This window comes from Microbacterium sp. JZ31 (genome assembly GCF_016805985.1).
In the GTDB taxonomy this organism is placed as follows: domain Bacteria; phylum Actinomycetota; class Actinomycetes; order Actinomycetales; family Microbacteriaceae; genus Microbacterium.
In genome coordinates this window covers 2,723,233-2,739,536 of the sequence record NZ_CP017661.1, presented here as the reverse complement: position 1 = coordinate 2,739,536, position 16,304 = coordinate 2,723,233, and the positions used below count along the sequence as shown (strand labels likewise).

The following is a 16,304-nucleotide window of genomic DNA, read 5'->3' as shown; positions in this document are numbered from 1 at the left end:
TCAGTCCCTCCTTCCCAGCAGGCGGAACTGGATCAGCGAGAGTGCGACGATCGCGAGGAAGAGCACGTAGCTCGCCGCGGATGCGTAGGCGTAGTTGCCGAAGCCGAACTGGTTGAACGTGTACATCGCGGTCGACAGGGTCGCGTCGAGCGGGCCGCCGCGCGTCATGACGAACGGCTCCTCGAAGAACTGCAGGAACCCGATGCCCGTGATGACCGCGGCGAACAGCAGCGTGGGACGCAGCGCGGGAAGCGTGATCGACGAGAAGCGTCGGAAGGCTCCCGCGCCGTCGACCATCGCCGCTTCGTGGTGCTCGCGCGGCACGCCCTGCAGGCCCGCCAGGAAGATCACCATCAGCGTGCCGATGTTGCGCCACACCGCCATCAGGATCAGCGACGGCAGAGCCCACGTGGTGGACTGCAGCCAGTCGGGCCCCTGGATCCCGAACCAGCCGAGAAACCCGTTCAGCAGGCCGTCGGGCTGCAGGATGAACCGCCACACGATCGCGATCGCGACGATGCTCGTCACGACGGGGGCGTAGTAGCCCACCCGGAACACGGTCCGGAACCGGGTGATCCCCGTGTTGAGCGCCAGGGCGACCGCGAGCGCGAGCGCCATCGTGAGGGGCACGCCCACGAGGACGAACATCGCGGTGTTCAGCAGCGAGCGCAGGAAGCGCGGATCGGAGAGCAGCCGCGCGTAGTTGTCGAAGCCGATCAGGTTCACGTTGAACGGCGTCTCGAGATCGCGCGTCGTCAGGTCCGTGAAGCTCATCAGCAGCGAGGGCACGATCGGTCCCGCCATGAAGACGAGGAACAGGATGACGAACGGCGCGGCGAATCCCCACGCGATCAGGGTGGTGCGGCCGCTCCGGCGCGACGGACGCGTGCCCGTGCGCGCCGGGGCGGACGTGGCCAGGGCCGACATGCGGTTACTGACCGGTGCCGATCGACTCGGCCTGCTGCTGCACGGCCGCGAGCGCGTCGTCGACGGTCGTCTCGCCGCGCGTGACCTTCTCCAGCTCCTGGTCGATCACCGCCGACACCTGCGCCCAGGTGGGGATCGCGGGCGGCGCCTTCGAGTCGAGCAGCTGCTCGCCGAACACGCTGAGGTAGGGGTCCTCGGAGAAGGTCGGATCGTCCCACGCCGCCTCGACGCTCGGCAGATCCGTCGAGATGTCGTACCAGGCGATCTGCGTCTCGGGCTGGCTCAGCCAGCGCACGAACTTCCAGGAGGCGTCGCGGTTCTCCGTGTCCTCGAACACGGCGAGGTTGCCGCCGCCCGTGAAGCTCGTGCGGCTGTCGGCCCCGGGCACCATCGCGACCCCGAACTTGTCGGCGAACTCCTCTCCGCCCTGCTCGAGCAGCAGGCTGACGTGGAACGGGCCGCTGAAGAACGACCCCACCTCGCCCGAGATGAACTTCTGCTCGATCTCGCCGCCCTCGAGCCGGACGGGCTCCGAGACGCCCTCCTCGAAGAAGCTCGCGTAGAACTCGAACGCCTCCTTCCACTCCGGGGTGTCGAGGGTGAAGGTCGAGCCGTCGTCCGCGAGGATGTCGCCGCCCTGCTGCCAGACGAGGGGCGCCACGTACTGCCACGAGTCGAAGCCGCCCGGCGGCAGGGAGACGCCGGACGTCGCGCCCTGATCCTTCAGCGCCGCGGCGAACTCCTTGTACTCGTCCCACGTGGCGGGCGGCTCGACGCCGGCGGCCTCGGCCAGGTCCGTGCGGTAGTAGAGCACGCGCGTGTCGACGTACCAGGGCACGCCGTACGCGACGTCGTCGACGACCGTCGTGTCCCAGGATCCGGGGAAGAACGATCCCTCGTCCACGAGCCCTTCGGGTGTGGGTTCGAACGCGCCGGTCGCGGCGAACTCGCCCACCCACGTCGTGCCGAGCATCGTGATGTCGGGGGTCTCGCCACCCGCGATGGATGTCGCGATGCGGTCGTGCGCGCTCTCCCAGGGCACGGCCGTCACGTTCACCGTGACGTCCGGGTTCTGCTCCTCGAACTGTGCGGCGAGCTTGCCGAGGACCTCGCCTTCGTTCCCCATCGCCCAGACCTCGATCGTGCCCGTGGCGGGGGAGTCGTCGATCGCCTCGCCCGCGGGGGCGCCCGCGTCCCCGCCCCCGCCTGCATCGCCGCGTCCGCAGCCCGTGAGCACGAGAGCGCTCGCGATCGTGACGGCGCCCGCAACGGCGAGCCTCTTCGCCGCCTTCGCTGACGTCATTCGAAACATCGTCGGCCTCCATTGGTCGCTGTTCGCGCCGGGCGTCCTCGCCGCGGCAGATCCGCATCCGGCGGTGCGCCGGTGCCGACACTGTAACCCTAAAACCGGACATGCGGTAGGTATTGGTCGTTCTCCGGTGTAGATTCGGTGCATGGAGCAGGAAGCGGACGCGACGGCGCGTCCTCGACGCGGTGCCCGCGGCAGCTATGCGAAGGGCCAGGCGAAGCGGCGGCAGATCATCGAGGCGGCGCTCACGGTCTTCGGGCGCAGCGGCTACCACAGCGGGTCGCTGCGGGAGATCGCCAAGCGGGTCGATCTGACCCCCGCCGGCCTGCTCCATCACTTCTCCAGCAAGGAGGAGCTGTTCGCCGAGGTGATCCGCGAACGCGACGCGCGCGTGCAGGCCGCGGCCGGTGACGTGTCGGAGTTCACGCTCCTCGAGCAGGTGCGCAAGGTCGTCGCGTACAACCAGACGACGCGCGGGCTCACCTCGCTGTACACGGTGATCTCGGCCGAGGCGACGGACACCGAGCACCCGGCGCACGACGTGTTCGCCCGCCGGTATGCCGAGACCGCGGCCTCCGCGAGCGCCGTGCTCGCGGACGCGCAGCGCGACGGGCTGATCCGCCCCGACGTCGACCCCGATCACGCGGCGCGGCTGATCTCGGCCGTGATGGACGGGCTCCAGCAGCAGTGGCTGCTCGACGAGTCGCTCGACATGACGGCGGCGTTCGACGAGTTCATCCGCGGCTATCTCCTCGAACCGCGCAGCGGGGAAGCAGATTCCGAGCGCTGAGCACAAAACCTTGCGCTTGCTCGGTATTGGGGTCATGCTTCTCACACCGCACGCGACGAACGAAGGAGTTCCCCATGCGATCGAGACTGCGGACCGCGATCGGATGCGCCCTGGCGGCGCTGCTGCTCGTGCCGATGTCGGCGGCGAATGCCGGTGGACCGCCGGGCGAGCGGACCCTGCACCGCTACGCGGAGGACACCTGGGAGTCGCTCGCCGCCATGACCGACGAGCGCACGGGCCTGATCGCCGACAACATCCCGGGTGATCTGGAGGGCGCGAGCGGCTACACGAGCCCGACGAACATCGGCGGCTACCTGTGGTCGACCGTCGTCGCGCGCGACCTGCGCATCATCTCGCGCGGCGAGGCGCGAGAGCGGATGGCGCAGACGCTGGAGACGCTCGCGACGATCGAGCGGCACGAGCCGAGCGGCATGTTCTACAACTGGTACTCGCCCGCGGACGGCCGCAAGCTCACCACCTGGCCGGCCGACGGCAGCGCCGTGCACCCGTTCCTCTCGACGGTCGACAACGGCTGGCTCGCGACCGCCCTCCGCGTCGTGCGCGAGGCGGAGCCGCGCCTCGCCGACGAGGCCGACGCCCTGTACGAGAGCATGGACTTCGGCTGGTACCACGACCTCGACGCGCGACCCGAGGTCGGGATCAACCGCGGCGGTTTCTGGGTCGAGCCTCCGCCCGGATGCTCCGTGCCGGGCAACTACGGCGACGACGGCCCGGATGTGTACTACACGTGCCACTGGTACGACACGACCGTGAGCGAGGCGCGGATCGCCACCTACCTCGGCATCGCCAACGGCCAGATCCCGCGCGAGGGGCTGTACGGCACCTACCGCACGATGCCGGATCGCGGCTGCGACTGGGGCTGGCAGGAGCAGAAGCCGACGGGGCAGACGCGCGAGTACCTCGGCGTCCCCGTCTACGAGGGCGTCTACTCGTACGCCGGGATGAGGCTCGTGCCCGCCTGGGGCGGCAGCATGTTCGAGGCGCTGATGCCCGACCTGTTCGTGCCCGAGGCGGCCTGGGGCAAGCGCTCCTGGGCCGTGAACCATCCCGCGACCGTGCGCGCGCAGATCGTGCACGGGCTGGAGGAGGCCGGCTACGGCTACTGGGGCTTCTCGCCCGCGTCCGACCCCTACGGCGAGTACCGCGAGTACGGCGTCGAGGTCGTCGGCATCTCGTCGGACGGCTACGCGAGCGACGTCGAGCGGACGAACGTCGACGTCGGGTACGAGGGCTGCCGCGAGGCGACCGATCCGGCGCCGGACTTCGGCGACGGGGTCGTGACGCCGCACGCGGCGTTCCTCGCCCTGCCGTACGCGCGCGACGAGGTGCTCGAGAACCTCGAGGGTCTCGAGCGGGAGCTCGACGCATACGGGCCCGGCGGCTTCTACGATGCGGTCGCGGTCGGCAGCGGCCGGATCGCGGAGCGGTATCTGAGCCTCGACCAGTCCATGATCATGGCCGCGATCGGCAACGAGCTGCTGCATGACCGGCTCAAGCGCTACTTCGTGGACCGCCGATTCGAGAAGGCGGTGCGTCCGCTCGTCGGCGCCGTGCGATTCGGCTCCGACCTCGGCTGACCGCCGGCCGCCGAGCGCTCACCGCGCGGGTGGGCCCTCGGCGCCGTCCGGTCCAACCGCGAGCGGGGAGGATGGAGGCATGACCGTCTCCTCGTATCGGATGCGCGACCGCGTCATCCGCGACCACACCGTGACCGTGCCCCTCGACTGGACCGCACCGGAGGACGGGCGGAGCATCGAGGTGTTCGCGCGCGAGGTCGCGCACGTGCAGCGGCAGGACGCGCCCATCCTGGTGTTCCTGCAGGGCGGTCCCGGCGGCAAGGGGCCGCGACCCATGCCGGGTGCCGACTGGATCGACGAGGTGCTGCGGACGCACCGCGTGCTGCTGCTGGATCAGCGCGGCACGGGCCGCTCGACCCGCGTCGAGGCGGCGTCGATCGCGGGGATGTCGGCGGCCGAGGCCGCGGAGTACATCCGGATGTTCCGGGCCGAGCAGATCATCGCCGATCTCGAGCACCTGCGCCGGACGGTGTTCGACGGCGTGCGCTGGCAGACCCTCGGACAGAGCTACGGGGGCTTCCTGACGCTGAGCTACCTGTCGTTCCATCCCGAGGCCGTGTCGGCCGCATACGTCACGGGCGGGCTGACGTCGTTCGAGCCGGATGTCGTCGACGTGTACCGCCGCACGCTGCCGCGCGTCGGCGACAAGACCGCCGAGTTCTACCGGCGCTACCCGCAGGACGCCGAGGTGATCGCGCGCGTGGTCGACGTGGTGGAGAACACCGAGGTGCGCCTCCCGAGCGGCGACCGGCTGAGCGCGCGCCGCCTGCAGACCCTCGGCATCGAGTTCGGCATGCAGCCCGGGTTCGAGCAGCTGCACTGGCTGTTCGACGAGGCGTTCTCGGCTCCGGGGCGTCTCAGCGACCACTTCCTCGCCGAGATCGACGCGCACACGCAGTACTGGGGCGGCCCGCTGTACGCGCTGCTCCAGGAGGAGATCTACGCAGACGGGCCGGGCGCGACCGCCTGGGCGGCGGAGCGCGTGCGCGCCGAGCTCGGCGGGTTCGAGCCTGACGCCTCGCCCGTGCCGTTCACCGGCGAGATGTTCTTCCCCTGGATGTACGACGAGATCGCGTCGCTGCGGCCCTTCCGGGACGCGGCGCTCGCGCTCGCCGAGCGGGAGGACCATCCGGCGCTCTACGACGCGGCCCGGCTGCGCCGCAACGAGGTGCCGATCGCGGCGGCGATGTACTTCGACGACATGTACGTCGACTTCGGCTATGCGCAGCAGACCGCGCGCGAGGTGCCGAACACGCACCTGTGGGTCACGAACGAGTACGAGCACGACGGCCTGCGTCAGGACACCCGCGTCGTCCGCACCCTGATCGACCGCGTGATCGCGGAGGGCGGGCCGCTGGACTGACCCAGGGGGCGCCGCCGAGGTCAGCGGGCGACCTCGTGGCCGAGGTCGACCTCGCGGTGCGGGTCGTCGCCGAGCAGATTGCGCGCGGCGGATCCTGGCGGGAACGACGAAGGGCCCGTCCCGGAGGACGAGCCCTTCGTGCGAGTGATGCGTATCAGTCGTTGCCGCGCAGGATCGCGATGATGCGCAGGATCTCGACGTAGATCCAGATGACGGTCGCGACGATGCCGAAGGACGCCTTCCAGCCGAGCTTGCGCGGGGCGCCGTTGCGGGCGCCGTTCTGCACGAACTCGAAGTCCATGACGAGCATGTACGCGGCCATCAGCACGGCCAGGATGCCGATGATCACACCGAGCGGCATGCCCATGATCTCGATCGATCGGGCGCCCCAGGCGAGGTCCCCGAACGTGCCGTTGCCGAACGGGATGTTCTGGCCGAAGACCATGAAGCCGACGTTCACGAGGCTGAAGACGAGGTAGCCGAGCGAGGCGATCAGCACGATCTTCGTCATGCGGGGCGACGTGCGCACCTTGCCGCTGGCGAACAGCGCGAGCGTGACGCCCACGACCGCGAGCGTGGCGAGCGTCGCCTGCAGCACGATGCCGGGGAACGCCATCTCCATCCACAGCGAGAACGCGCCGACGAACACGCCCTGCGCGGCCGAGTAGGCGAGCACGAGGCCCGCACCCGGCATGCGCTTGAAGGAGTTCACGAGGCCGAGCACGAAGCCGGCGATGGCGCCCACGACCGCGATGCCCAGGCCCATGCCGGGGTTCATCGTCGTGACGAACCAGCCGGCCGCGGCGGCGACGAGCAGCACCGCGAACGTCGCGAGCGTCTTGTGGATCGTGTCCTCGATCGTCATCCGGCCCGTGTCGACCGCGTCGGCCGAGGGAGCGGAGTAGAGGTTCTCGAGGTTCGCAGCGGGCGGCGGGACGAGACCCGGCGACTGCTGACCGGCGGCGGGGCCGCCAGGGTAGGTCTGCGCCGCGTACGACTGCGGGGCCTGCGGCGGGCGCGTCGAGGTCTGGAACGCAGGATCGTTGAATCCCAGCTTGGCCATGTTCGGTCAACTCCAAAGGGTTGCGGGACAGCACTGTCAGGGCTGTTGATCCACACTACCCACGGTTTCTTATGCCTGTGCTGGGATTTCCGGGTCCCGCCGTACGCCCCCGGCGAACTCCTTAGGCTGGAGCCCATGCCTCGCCGCCTGCCGCTCGTGATCGGCCACCGCGGCGCGCCCGGATACCGCCCCGAGCACTCGCGCTCGTCGTACGACCTGGCGCTCGAGCTCGGCGTCGACGCGGTCGAGCCCGACATCGTGGCGTCGCGCGACGGCGTGCTCGTCGTGCGGCACGAGAACGAGATCTCGGGCACGACGAACGTCGCCGACCGTCCGGAGTTCGCCGACCGCCGCACGACGAAGACCGTCGACGGCGTGAAGCTCACGGGCTGGTTCACCGAGGACTTCACGTGGGATGAGCTGTCGACGCTCACGACGCGCGAGCGCATCCCGGACATCCGCCCCGGCAGCGCGACGTTCGACGACGCGCAGCCGATGCTGCGCCTGACCGACGTGCTCGACCTCGTCAGGGCCGGGTCGCTCGCCCAGGGGCGCGAGATCGGCGTGGTGCTCGAGATCAAGCACGCCACCTATTTCGCCTCGATCGGGCTCGACCTCCTGCCGATGATCCTGCGGGAGCTGAAGGCGACGGGCTGGGACACCGGCGACCTCCCCCTCGTCGTGGAGTCGTTCGAGTCGACCATCCTGCACCGCCTGCGCGAGCAGGGTCTGCCCGCGACGTACATCTACCTGCTGGAGGCGAAGGGGCGGCCGTTCGACCTCGTCGCCGCGCACGGCGACACCGCGCCGTCGTACCCCGCGACGGCGAAGCCGCGCGGCCTCGACCGGCTCGTGGGTGCGGTGGACGGGATCAGCGTGGACAAGCGGATGATCCTCGCGCCGGATCGCCGCGGGCGCGCGACGGGGCCGTCGGCCGTCGTGGCCGATGCGCATGCGCGCGGTCTGCAGGTGTACACGTGGACCTGCCGGCCGGAGAACGCGTTCCTCCTGAAGGAGTTCCGCGGTGCGGGCGGCAAGCCCGCGTTCGGCGAGTACGAGGCCGAGTGGGACGTCATCCGTCGCGCGGGCGTGGACGGCGTGTTCGTGGACCACCCCGACCTGGGGGGCGCGTTCTTCCGGGAGTGAGCGCGCCCGAGGAACTGTCAGAGGCCCGCCGTAGACTCGGAGGCGCAATGAGCGACTCCTCCACGCCTGTCATCGTTCCCGCCGGATCCGGGCCGCGCGGCCCCGTGCCGGGGGCCTTCGACGACCTGCTCGAGGGGCTCAACCCGCAGCAGCGCGAGGCGGTGGAGTATCGCGGTCCGGCGCTGCTCATCGTCGCGGGCGCCGGGTCGGGCAAGACCCGCGTGCTGACGCACCGCATCGCGTCGCTGCTGCGCACGCGCGAGGCGTGGCCCAGCCAGATCCTCGCGATCACGTTCACGAACAAGGCCGCCGGCGAGATGCGCGAGCGCGTCGAGCAGCTCGTCGGCGACAGCGCGCGCGGCATGTGGATCTCGACGTTCCACTCGGCGTGCGTGCGCATCCTGCGCCGCGAGGCCGACCAGTTCGGCTTCACCAAGGCGTTCACGATCTACGACTCAGGCGACTCGCGGGCGCTCATCAAGCGCCTGGTGAAGGAGCACGAGGCCGACGCACTGGGACTGACACCCGCGGCGGTGCAGTCGAAGATCTCCAAGCTCAAGAACGAGCTGCAGGATGCCGACTCGTACGCACGCGACGCGAACATGAACGACCCGGTCGAGCGGATGTTCACCGACCTGTTCCGCGACTACCAGCGGCAGCTGCAGCGGGCCAACGCGTTCGACTTCGACGACCTCATCGCCCAGACGGTGTACCTGTTCCGCGCGTTCCCGCAGGTCGCCGACGTGTACCGCAAGCGTTTCCGGCACATCCTCGTCGACGAGTACCAGGACACGAACCACGCGCAGTACGCGCTCATCCACGAGCTGACCCGCCCCGTGTCGTCGTCGACCGACGTGGGCGGCGGCATGCTCGCCCTGATGGACGAGGCCGAAGGAGCCTCGCTCACCGTCGTGGGCGACTCGGATCAGTCCATCTACGCCTTCCGCGGCGCCGACATCCGCAACATCACGGAGTTCGAACGCGACTATCCCGGCGCGAAGGTCGTGCTGCTCGAGCAGAACTACCGCTCGACGCAGAACATCCTGACCGCGGCGAACTCGGTCATCCGCAACAACTTCGACCGCAAGGACAAGCGGCTCTGGAGCGATCAGGGCGACGGCGAGAAGGTCATCGGCTTCACCGGCTACTCGCAGCACGACGAGGCCCAGTTCGTCGCGGACGAGATCGACAGGCTGCGCCGCACGGGCGTCGACTACGGGCAGATGGCGGTGTTCTACCGCACCAACTCCCAGTCGCGTGCGCTGGAGGAGATCTTCATCCGCGCGGCCGTGCCGTACAAGATCATGGGCGGCACCAAGTTCTACGAGCGGCAGGAGATCAAGGACGCGCTGGCGTACCTCGTCACCGTCGCGAACCCCGCCGACGAGATGGCCCTGCGCCGCATCATCAACAAGCCGCGGCGCGGCATCGGTGACGTGTCGGTCGAGACGATCTCGTCGTTCGCGGAGGCGCACGGCATCACGTTCCGGGACGCTCTCGGGCACTACGCCGAGCTGGGCTTCGGACCGAAGATCCAGGGCGCCATCGCGCAGCTGCACAACGTGCTCGTCGAGGCTCAGGAGATCCTGCTGCCGTCCGACGGGGAGATCCCGCCGCCCACCTCGGTGGCCGAGGGGCTGCAGCTGCTGTTGAACAAGACCGGGTACATGGACGCGCTGCGTGCGAGCCGCGACCCACAGGACGAGGCCCGCATCGAGAACCTCGACGAGCTCGTCGCCGTGACGCGCGAGTTCGCCCGCAACAACCCCGACGGCACGGTGCTCGACTTCCTCACGACCGTCGCGCTCGTCGCCGACAGCGACGACCTCGACGACGCGTCGGGATCCGTCTCGCTCATGACGCTCCACACGGCGAAGGGCCTCGAGTTCGACGCCGTGTTCCTCACGGGCGTCGAGGAGGATCTGATCCCGCACCGCATCTCGGCGAACGAGCCGGGCGGCCCGCAGGAGGAGCGCCGGCTGTTCTACGTCGGCATCACGCGGGCCCGGAAGCGCCTGTACATCTCGCTCGCGATGACCCGTGCGCAGTTCGGCGAGGTCTCGGCCGCGATGCCGAGCCGGTTCCTGCAGGAGATTCCGGCCGATCTGATCGACTGGCGCCAGTCGCCCGGCGATGTGAACTCGCGCGGAGGCACGCAGTCCCGCGCGCTGAACGCGCGCCGGCCCGGCGGTTCCGACCGCTGGGGCGTCAAGCCGCTCGCGCCCGGCGGCGGCCTCAAGCCCAAGTCGACCGCCATGGACAAGTTCCCCGGCATGGTCACCAACAAGGTGCGCGACAACGGCGACCTCGAGCTCACGGCGGGCGACCGCATCCGGCACGACGACTTCGGCGAGGGCCGCGTCGACGCCGTCACGGGTGAGGGCGCGAAGCGCATCGCGCACGTGCGCTTCGACTCCGCCGGTTCGAAGAAGCTGCTGATCAAGATCGCGCCGATCGTCAAGCTCTGACGCCGCGCGGAGTCCCGCGCGATCGAATCGTGCGGGGCTCGCATGGCCGGCTCGGGGGTTGACCCGGCCCTTAGGCTGGGCGCATGGGACTGTTCTCGCGGAAGAAGAAGGACGACGACCAGACGGCCGCCCCGGACTCCGCGGAGCAGTCGTCGGCCGAGACGGAGGCGACCGCGGCGGAGCCCACCGCCGACGTCGCGCCGGATGAGGCCGTTCCGGGAGAGATCCCGCAGGGCGATGCGCAGGACGCGCAGGACGGCGCCCCGGTCGCGCAGGTCGACGCGCCGCCCGCCGGGGAGGACGCCGCGCCGCAGGTGAACATCTCGGTGTCCTCGTTCCGCGGACTCGGCGGAGAGGCGGGGCCCCAGGTCGCGCCCCCGCCCGCGGATCAGCCGCAGCGCGATCCGCGCATCCCCACGCCGAATGACACCCTGCGGCCCGGCACGGCGGCCGCCGCCGAGGCGGCTCAGCCGGCCGCGCCCGCGCCGCGCGAGCTGCCGCTCGCCCCGGCCGCACCGCCCGAGCGACTGGAGACCGTGCCCGGCCTGCGGGACAACGCGCTGCTGCGCGACGCGCTCGCCGCGCTGCCCGAGAAGCCCACGGGCGCGCAGCTCATCGGCGTCGTCCGGCAGCTGATGCAGGGGCATCTCTTCCTGCGCGTGCAGGGCAACGCCCGCGAGCAGCTGGCGGAGGGCAACGGCCGGCTGTCCTTCGGCATCGCGCGCGACGGCGACCGCACCTACATGCTCGTGTTCAGCTCGGGCAAGGCGCTGCACGACGCCGTCCGTGCAGACGGCGACGCCAGCACGTCGGCCGTCGGGCAGCCCGTCGGCGCGATCCTGAAGCACCTGATCGAGCAGGACTTCGCCGGCCTGATCGTCGACAACAACTCCGCGCCGCATCGCGCGGTGCTGCCGCGCGAGGTGCTCGAGCGCGCGCTGAACCAGGCCGACCCCGCCATGCGGCTCAAGGCGGCGATCGCGGCCCCGCGCGAGGCCGACACCCCGCACCGCATCGCCGAGCTGATGGCCGAGGGTGTGCCGCTGTGGGTCGCGATCGGCAAGGCCGCCGAGGACCAGACCCAGATGGGCATCGCGGAGGCGCGTCTGGCGAACGGCACGCGCCTGCTGCAGGTGTTCTCGCACCCGCTGGAGATCGCGGCGCAGGGGCGCGAGGAGCGCGCCCTGCCGCTGGCCGCCGCGAAGCTCGGCAAGGTGCTGCGCGACCACGAGGCGGTCGGCGGCGTCATCCTCGACCCCGCCGGGCCGCTCATCACGCTCACGCGCGACGAGCTCGCCCCCGTCATCGCGCTCGCGGACGACGCGGGCGAGGCGGAGGGATCGGGCGCGCCCGCCTGATCCGCAAGCCCTTCCCGCGCGCGCATGCGGGTCCGTAGGGTGGCGGCATGGCGTCGGAACGCATCACCCTGACCATCCCCGGACCGGACGGCCACCGCGAGCTCGGGCTGTCGAGCCCCAACCGCGTGCTGTGGCCCGAGGTGGGGATCACCAAGCACGAGCTCGCCGAGTACGTGATCGCGGTGGCGGACGCCTTCCTCGCGCACAACGGGCACCGCCCGGTGTCGCTCGAGCGGTACCCCGACGCGGTGGGCGGGGAGATGTTCTTCTCCAAGAACCCGCCCAAGGGCGCGCCGTCCTTCGTCGAATCCGAGACCGTGACCTACAACAGCGGGCGACGGCATCCGCAGATCGTCCTGACCGAGCCCGCCGCGATCGCGTGGGCCGTGCAGATGAACACGATCGTGTTCCATCCGTGGGCGTCGCGCGTGCCGGTGACCGACAACCCCGTCGAGCTGCGGATCGACCTCGACCCCCAGCCGGGGACCGACATCACGGACGCGATCCCGGCCGCGCACGCGCTGCGCGAGGTGCTGCGCGAGGCCGGTCTGGAGGCCTGGATCAAGACCAGCGGCAACCGTGGTCTGCACGTGTTCGCGCCGATCGTGCCGGAATGGGAGTTCCTCGACGTGCGTCACGCGGTCATCGCGGCGGGGCGCGAGCTGGAGCGCCGGATGCCCGACAAGGTCACCACCGCGTGGTGGAAGGAGGAGCGCGGCCGGCGCATCTTCGTCGACTTCAACCAGGCCAACCGCGATCGCACGATGGCCGGCGCCTACAGTCCGCGCGCGCTGCCGCACGCCCCGGTCGCGACGCCGCTGCACTGGGACGAGGTCGACGACGTCGACCCGACGCGGTTCACGGTGCGCACGATCCCCGAGCGGCTCGCGCAGGGCGATCCGTGGGCCGGCATCCAGGATGCGCCGGGCCGCATCGACACCCTGCTCGAGTGGTGGCAGCGCGACGTCGAGAACGGCCAGGGCGAGATGCCGTTCCCGCCCGAGTTCCCGAAGATGCCCGGCGAGCCGCCGCGCGTGCAGCCCAGCAAGAAGGTCGCCGAGAACTGGGACGAGGCCGGCAACCGCGTCGCCGACTAGTCGGCGGGGTGGCGGAACGTCCGACGGTGTTCGCGCGCCGGCGCGCGCTTGTTCGCGCGCCGCACGGCGCTCGGCGGGCGGCCTCCCAGGTAGGAGGCCTGCGCGTCGACCAGGAAGCCCTGACTGAGCAGCTCGCGGCCGACGAGCATCCGGAATCCCATGGCATCGCGGCGCGTCAGGGTGACCTCGGCCGGGATCACGCGATCGAGCAGGCGCACGTCGAGCACCACCACGACGCGCTTCTCGGAGTGCCCGGATGAGCTGCGCACGCGACGCCGGTCGTGCACGGGCAGCTCGACCGTCACGGCGTCGTCGGAACTGCGCTGCCAGGGGTGGATCTCGAAGCGCACCCACGCCTCGCCGTCGCGGACGAACTCCTTCAGCCCGAACGCGTGCAGCGACGACGTCTGCGCACCCGTGTCGATCTTCGCCTTGAGCCACTCGACGCCCGCGCTCGGAAGTCCCACCCACTCGCGCCAGCCGACCAGCGCGGGATCGGGCGCGCTCTCCGACGGGGGATGATGGGGGGACACGCCTCCATCCAATCAGGAACCCAGGATCAATCTGTGAAGATCGCCATCTTGTCGCGCGCCCCGCGCGCCTACAGCACCCAGCGACTCCGGGCCGCCGCGCTCGATCGCGGCCACGACGTGAAGGTGCTGAACACCCTGCGATTCGCGATCGATCTGTCCAGTGACGAACCCGACCTGCAGTTCCGCGGACGGCGCCTGTCGGAGTACGACGCGATCATCCCGCGCATCGGCAACTCGATCACGTACTACGGCACGGCCGTGGTGCGGCAGTTCGAGCAGATGGACGTCTACACGCCCAACACGGCCAGCGGCATCGCGAACTCGCGCGACAAGCTGCGCGCGAACCAGATCCTGTCGCGGCACGGCATCGCCATGCCGCCGACCGCGTTCGTCCGCAACCGCGCCGACGTGATCCCGGCGATCGAGCGCGTGGGCGGGGCGCCCGTCGTGATCAAGCTGCTCGAGGGCACGCAGGGCATCGGTGTGATCCTCGCCCCCGAGATCAAGGTCGCCGAGGCGATCGTCGAGACGCTGCAGTCGGCGCGGCAGAACGTCCTGATCCAGCACTTCGTGAAGGAGTCCAAGGGGCGCGACATCCGCGCGCTCGTCGTCGGCGACCGCGTGGTCGCGGCCATGCGGCGCTCGGCGAAGGGCGACGAGTTCCGCTCCAACGTGCACCGCGGCGGATCCGTCGAGCGCGTGGACCTGTCGGAGGAGTACGAGCGCACGGCCGTGCGCGCGGCGCAGATCATGGGCCTCAAGGTCGCGGGTGTCGACATGCTCGAGTCGGACGAGGGGCCGCTCGTGATGGAGGTCAACTCGTCGCCCGGCCTGCAGGGCATCGAGGAGGCGACCAAGCTGGATGTCGCCGGCGCGATCGTCGACTACATCGCCAATCAGGTCGCGTTCCCGCAGATCGACGTGCGCGAGCGGCTGGCCGTGTCGACCGGGTACGGCGTGGCCGAGCTCGTCGTGCACGGCGATGCCGAGCTCGTCGGCAAGAAGCTCGCCGAGTCGGGCCTGCGCGAGCGCGACATCACGGTGCTCACCCTGCACCGCGGCGCGTCGGTGATCCCGAACCCCAAGGGCAGCTGGGAGCTCGAGGCCGAGGACCGCCTGCTGTGCTGGGGAAAGCTCGAGGAGATGCGGTCGATGATCCCCGAGCGCCCCAAGCGCCGCCCGCGCGTGAAGAAGCTGCCGAAGAACCCCCTGCCCGACGAGATCTGAGGCTGCCGGGCGCCTGCGCGCGCTGGCGCGCGCCCGCACGCCTCAGGAGATCTGCACCGTTCCGGACGCGTGCGCGGCATTCGCTCCGGACCCGTGCGGATCTCCGGATCCGTGCGGGTGCCTGCACGCCTCAGGAGATCTGCACCGTTCCGAAGGCGTGCGCGGCATCCGATCCGGATCCCTGCGGATCTCCGGATGCGCGGCAGACGTCCCGATGCGTGCGGATGTCCGGATCCGTGCGCATCCTCGGGATCCGTGCGGACGTCCGGATGCGTGCGGATGTCCGGATCCGCGGACGCGAGCGGTCAGTCGAGCACGTCCGCGAGGTCGTACTTCGCGGGGACCTCGAGCTGGTCGTAGCGGCACGACGCGGGATCGCGGTCGGGACGCCAGCGCTCGAACTGCACCGTGTGGCGGAAGCGCATCCGGAAGGAGGGATCGCCCTCGAGCTGGTCGTAGCGGACCTCGAGCACGCGCTCCGGACGCAGGGGCACGAATGAGACGTCCTTGCCCGAGGAGAAGCGCGACCGCTCGCCCTCGGCCGTGACGATCTCGCCCTCCGCGTCGCGCTCGACCAGCGGCTCCAGCTCGTCGACGAGCTCGAGCCGGCGCTTGTCACTGAACGCCGAGACGCCGCCCACCTGGTGCAGCTCGCCATTCTCGTCGTGCAGGCCGACGAGGATCGAGCCGACGCCGCGTCCGCTCTTGTGCACGCGATACCCCAGCGCGACCACGTCGGCCGTGCGCGCGTGCTTGATCTTCAGCATCGTGCGCTTGCCGGGGGCGTACGGCTGGTCGGCGGGCTTGGCGACGACGCCGTCGAGGCCCGCGCCCTCGAACTCCGCCAGCCACCGCTCGGCGAGCTCATGATCCTCCGTGGCGCGCGTCAGGTGCACGGGATGCGGCGCATCCTTCAGCAGCTGCTCGAGGCGGGCGCGCCGCTCCCGGAACGGCAGCTCCATGAGCGACTCGCCGCCGACCGATAGCAGGTCGAACGCGACGAGCATCGCGGGCGTCTCGGCCGACAGCTTCGCGATGCGCGAGGCCGCCGGATGGATGCGCTGCGACAGGGTGTCCCACGACAGGCGCTGCGAGCCGTGCTCGCCGACCGCGATCACGATCTCGCCGTCGAGCAGGCAGGGCTCGGGCAGGATGCGCGCGAGCGCGTCGACGAGCTCCGGGAAGTAGGGCGTGAGCGGCTTGGCGCCGCGCGATCCGAGCTCGACGGTCTCGCCGTCCCACGACGCCAGCACGCGGAAGCCGTCCCACTTCGGCTCGAACACCAGCCCGCCGGGGTGCTTCGCCGGGTCCGGGATCGCGGCCACGGCCTTGGCGAGCATGGGAGCGGGGATGTCGTGGGGCATGCGGCCATCCTGCCGTTCGGCCGCGCCGGGAATCCACCACTTGACGTCGACGCCGCCGCAG

At 70.6% G+C, this 16,304-nt stretch carries 13 protein-coding genes; 8 read left to right on the top strand and 5 right to left on the bottom strand.

Features of this window, described 5'->3' with window-relative positions:
• Together BJP60_RS13000 and BJP60_RS12995 are read right to left on the bottom strand one after the other, a co-directional pair.
• A complete protein-coding gene (locus BJP60_RS13000) occupies positions 1 to 927 on the bottom strand; it encodes a carbohydrate ABC transporter permease (RefSeq protein WP_203136225.1) in 927 nt (308 codons plus the stop codon).
• Positions 928 to 931: 4 nt separating this feature from the next.
• Entirely contained in the window at positions 932 to 2,230 is a 1,299-nt protein-coding gene (locus BJP60_RS12995; RefSeq protein ID WP_203136224.1) for a sugar ABC transporter substrate-binding protein, read from the bottom strand.
• A gap of 151 nt (positions 2,231 to 2,381) precedes the next feature.
• Between BJP60_RS12995 and BJP60_RS12990 the strand changes: the two genes are divergently transcribed.
• The 3 genes from BJP60_RS12990 (at position 2,382) to BJP60_RS12980 (ending at position 5,987) form a co-directional block, all read left to right on the top strand.
• Positions 2,382 to 3,026: a TetR/AcrR family transcriptional regulator gene (locus BJP60_RS12990; protein WP_203136223.1), complete on the top strand. Its 645-nt coding sequence runs from the start codon at positions 2,382 to 2,384 to the stop codon at positions 3,024 to 3,026.
• Positions 3,027 to 3,100: 74 nt separating this feature from the next.
• Complete coding sequence (locus BJP60_RS12985) at positions 3,101 to 4,624, top strand: glucoamylase family protein (RefSeq protein ID WP_203136222.1); 1,524 nt, start codon at positions 3,101 to 3,103, stop codon at positions 4,622 to 4,624.
• Between the two features lie 79 nt (positions 4,625 to 4,703).
• Positions 4,704 to 5,987 carry an alpha/beta fold hydrolase gene (locus tag BJP60_RS12980; RefSeq protein WP_203136221.1) on the top strand — a complete coding sequence of 428 codons (1,284 nt, stop codon included), beginning with the start codon at positions 4,704 to 4,706 and terminating at the stop codon, positions 5,985 to 5,987.
• A 154-nt stretch (positions 5,988 to 6,141) separates the two neighbouring features.
• On the opposite strand, the gene BJP60_RS12975 is transcribed toward BJP60_RS12980, so the two are convergent.
• Positions 6,142 to 7,050 (bottom strand): Bax inhibitor-1/YccA family protein, encoded by a 909-nt coding sequence (locus tag BJP60_RS12975; protein WP_203136220.1) that lies wholly within the window; start codon positions 7,048 to 7,050, stop codon positions 6,142 to 6,144.
• Positions 7,051 to 7,185: 135 nt separating this feature from the next.
• On the opposite strand from BJP60_RS12975, the gene BJP60_RS12970 reads away from it, so the two are divergent.
• The 4 genes from BJP60_RS12970 to ligD all read left to right on the top strand — a co-directional run bounded on the left by BJP60_RS12970 (position 7,186) and on the right by ligD (position 13,119).
• Complete coding sequence (locus tag BJP60_RS12970; protein ID WP_203136219.1) at positions 7,186 to 8,196, top strand: glycerophosphodiester phosphodiesterase family protein; 1,011 nt, start codon at positions 7,186 to 7,188, stop codon at positions 8,194 to 8,196.
• 47 nt (positions 8,197 to 8,243) lie between these two features.
• Positions 8,244 to 10,664, top strand: coding sequence for an ATP-dependent helicase (locus BJP60_RS12965; RefSeq protein ID WP_203136217.1), 2,421 nt, complete (start codon positions 8,244 to 8,246; stop codon positions 10,662 to 10,664).
• An 83-nt stretch (positions 10,665 to 10,747) separates the two neighbouring features.
• Complete coding sequence (locus BJP60_RS12960; protein ID WP_203136214.1) at positions 10,748 to 12,022, top strand: SseB family protein; 1,275 nt, start codon at positions 10,748 to 10,750, stop codon at positions 12,020 to 12,022.
• A gap of 47 nt (positions 12,023 to 12,069) precedes the next feature.
• Positions 12,070 to 13,119 (top strand): non-homologous end-joining DNA ligase, encoded by a 1,050-nt coding sequence (ligD, locus tag BJP60_RS12955; RefSeq protein ID WP_203136213.1) that lies wholly within the window; start codon positions 12,070 to 12,072, stop codon positions 13,117 to 13,119.
• Here the strand turns inward: ligD and BJP60_RS12950 are convergent.
• Positions 13,116 to 13,652, bottom strand: coding sequence for an ATP-dependent zinc protease family protein (locus BJP60_RS12950; protein ID WP_203136211.1), 537 nt, complete (start codon positions 13,650 to 13,652; stop codon positions 13,116 to 13,118). The two genes, ligD and BJP60_RS12950, sit on opposite strands and share 4 nt — an antisense overlap.
• Positions 13,653 to 13,685: 33 nt before the next feature.
• Here BJP60_RS12950 and BJP60_RS12945 point away from each other — a divergent pair, with 33 nt between their 5' ends.
• Complete coding sequence (locus tag BJP60_RS12945) at positions 13,686 to 14,879, top strand: RimK family alpha-L-glutamate ligase (RefSeq protein ID WP_203136210.1); 1,194 nt, start codon at positions 13,686 to 13,688, stop codon at positions 14,877 to 14,879.
• 305 nt (positions 14,880 to 15,184) lie between these two features.
• Here the strand turns inward: BJP60_RS12945 and BJP60_RS12940 are convergent, their stop codons facing one another.
• Positions 15,185 to 16,243 carry an ATP-dependent DNA ligase gene (locus BJP60_RS12940; protein WP_203136208.1) on the bottom strand — a complete coding sequence of 353 codons (1,059 nt, stop codon included), beginning with the start codon at positions 16,241 to 16,243 and terminating at the stop codon, positions 15,185 to 15,187.
• Positions 16,244 to 16,304 lie beyond the last annotated feature (61 nt).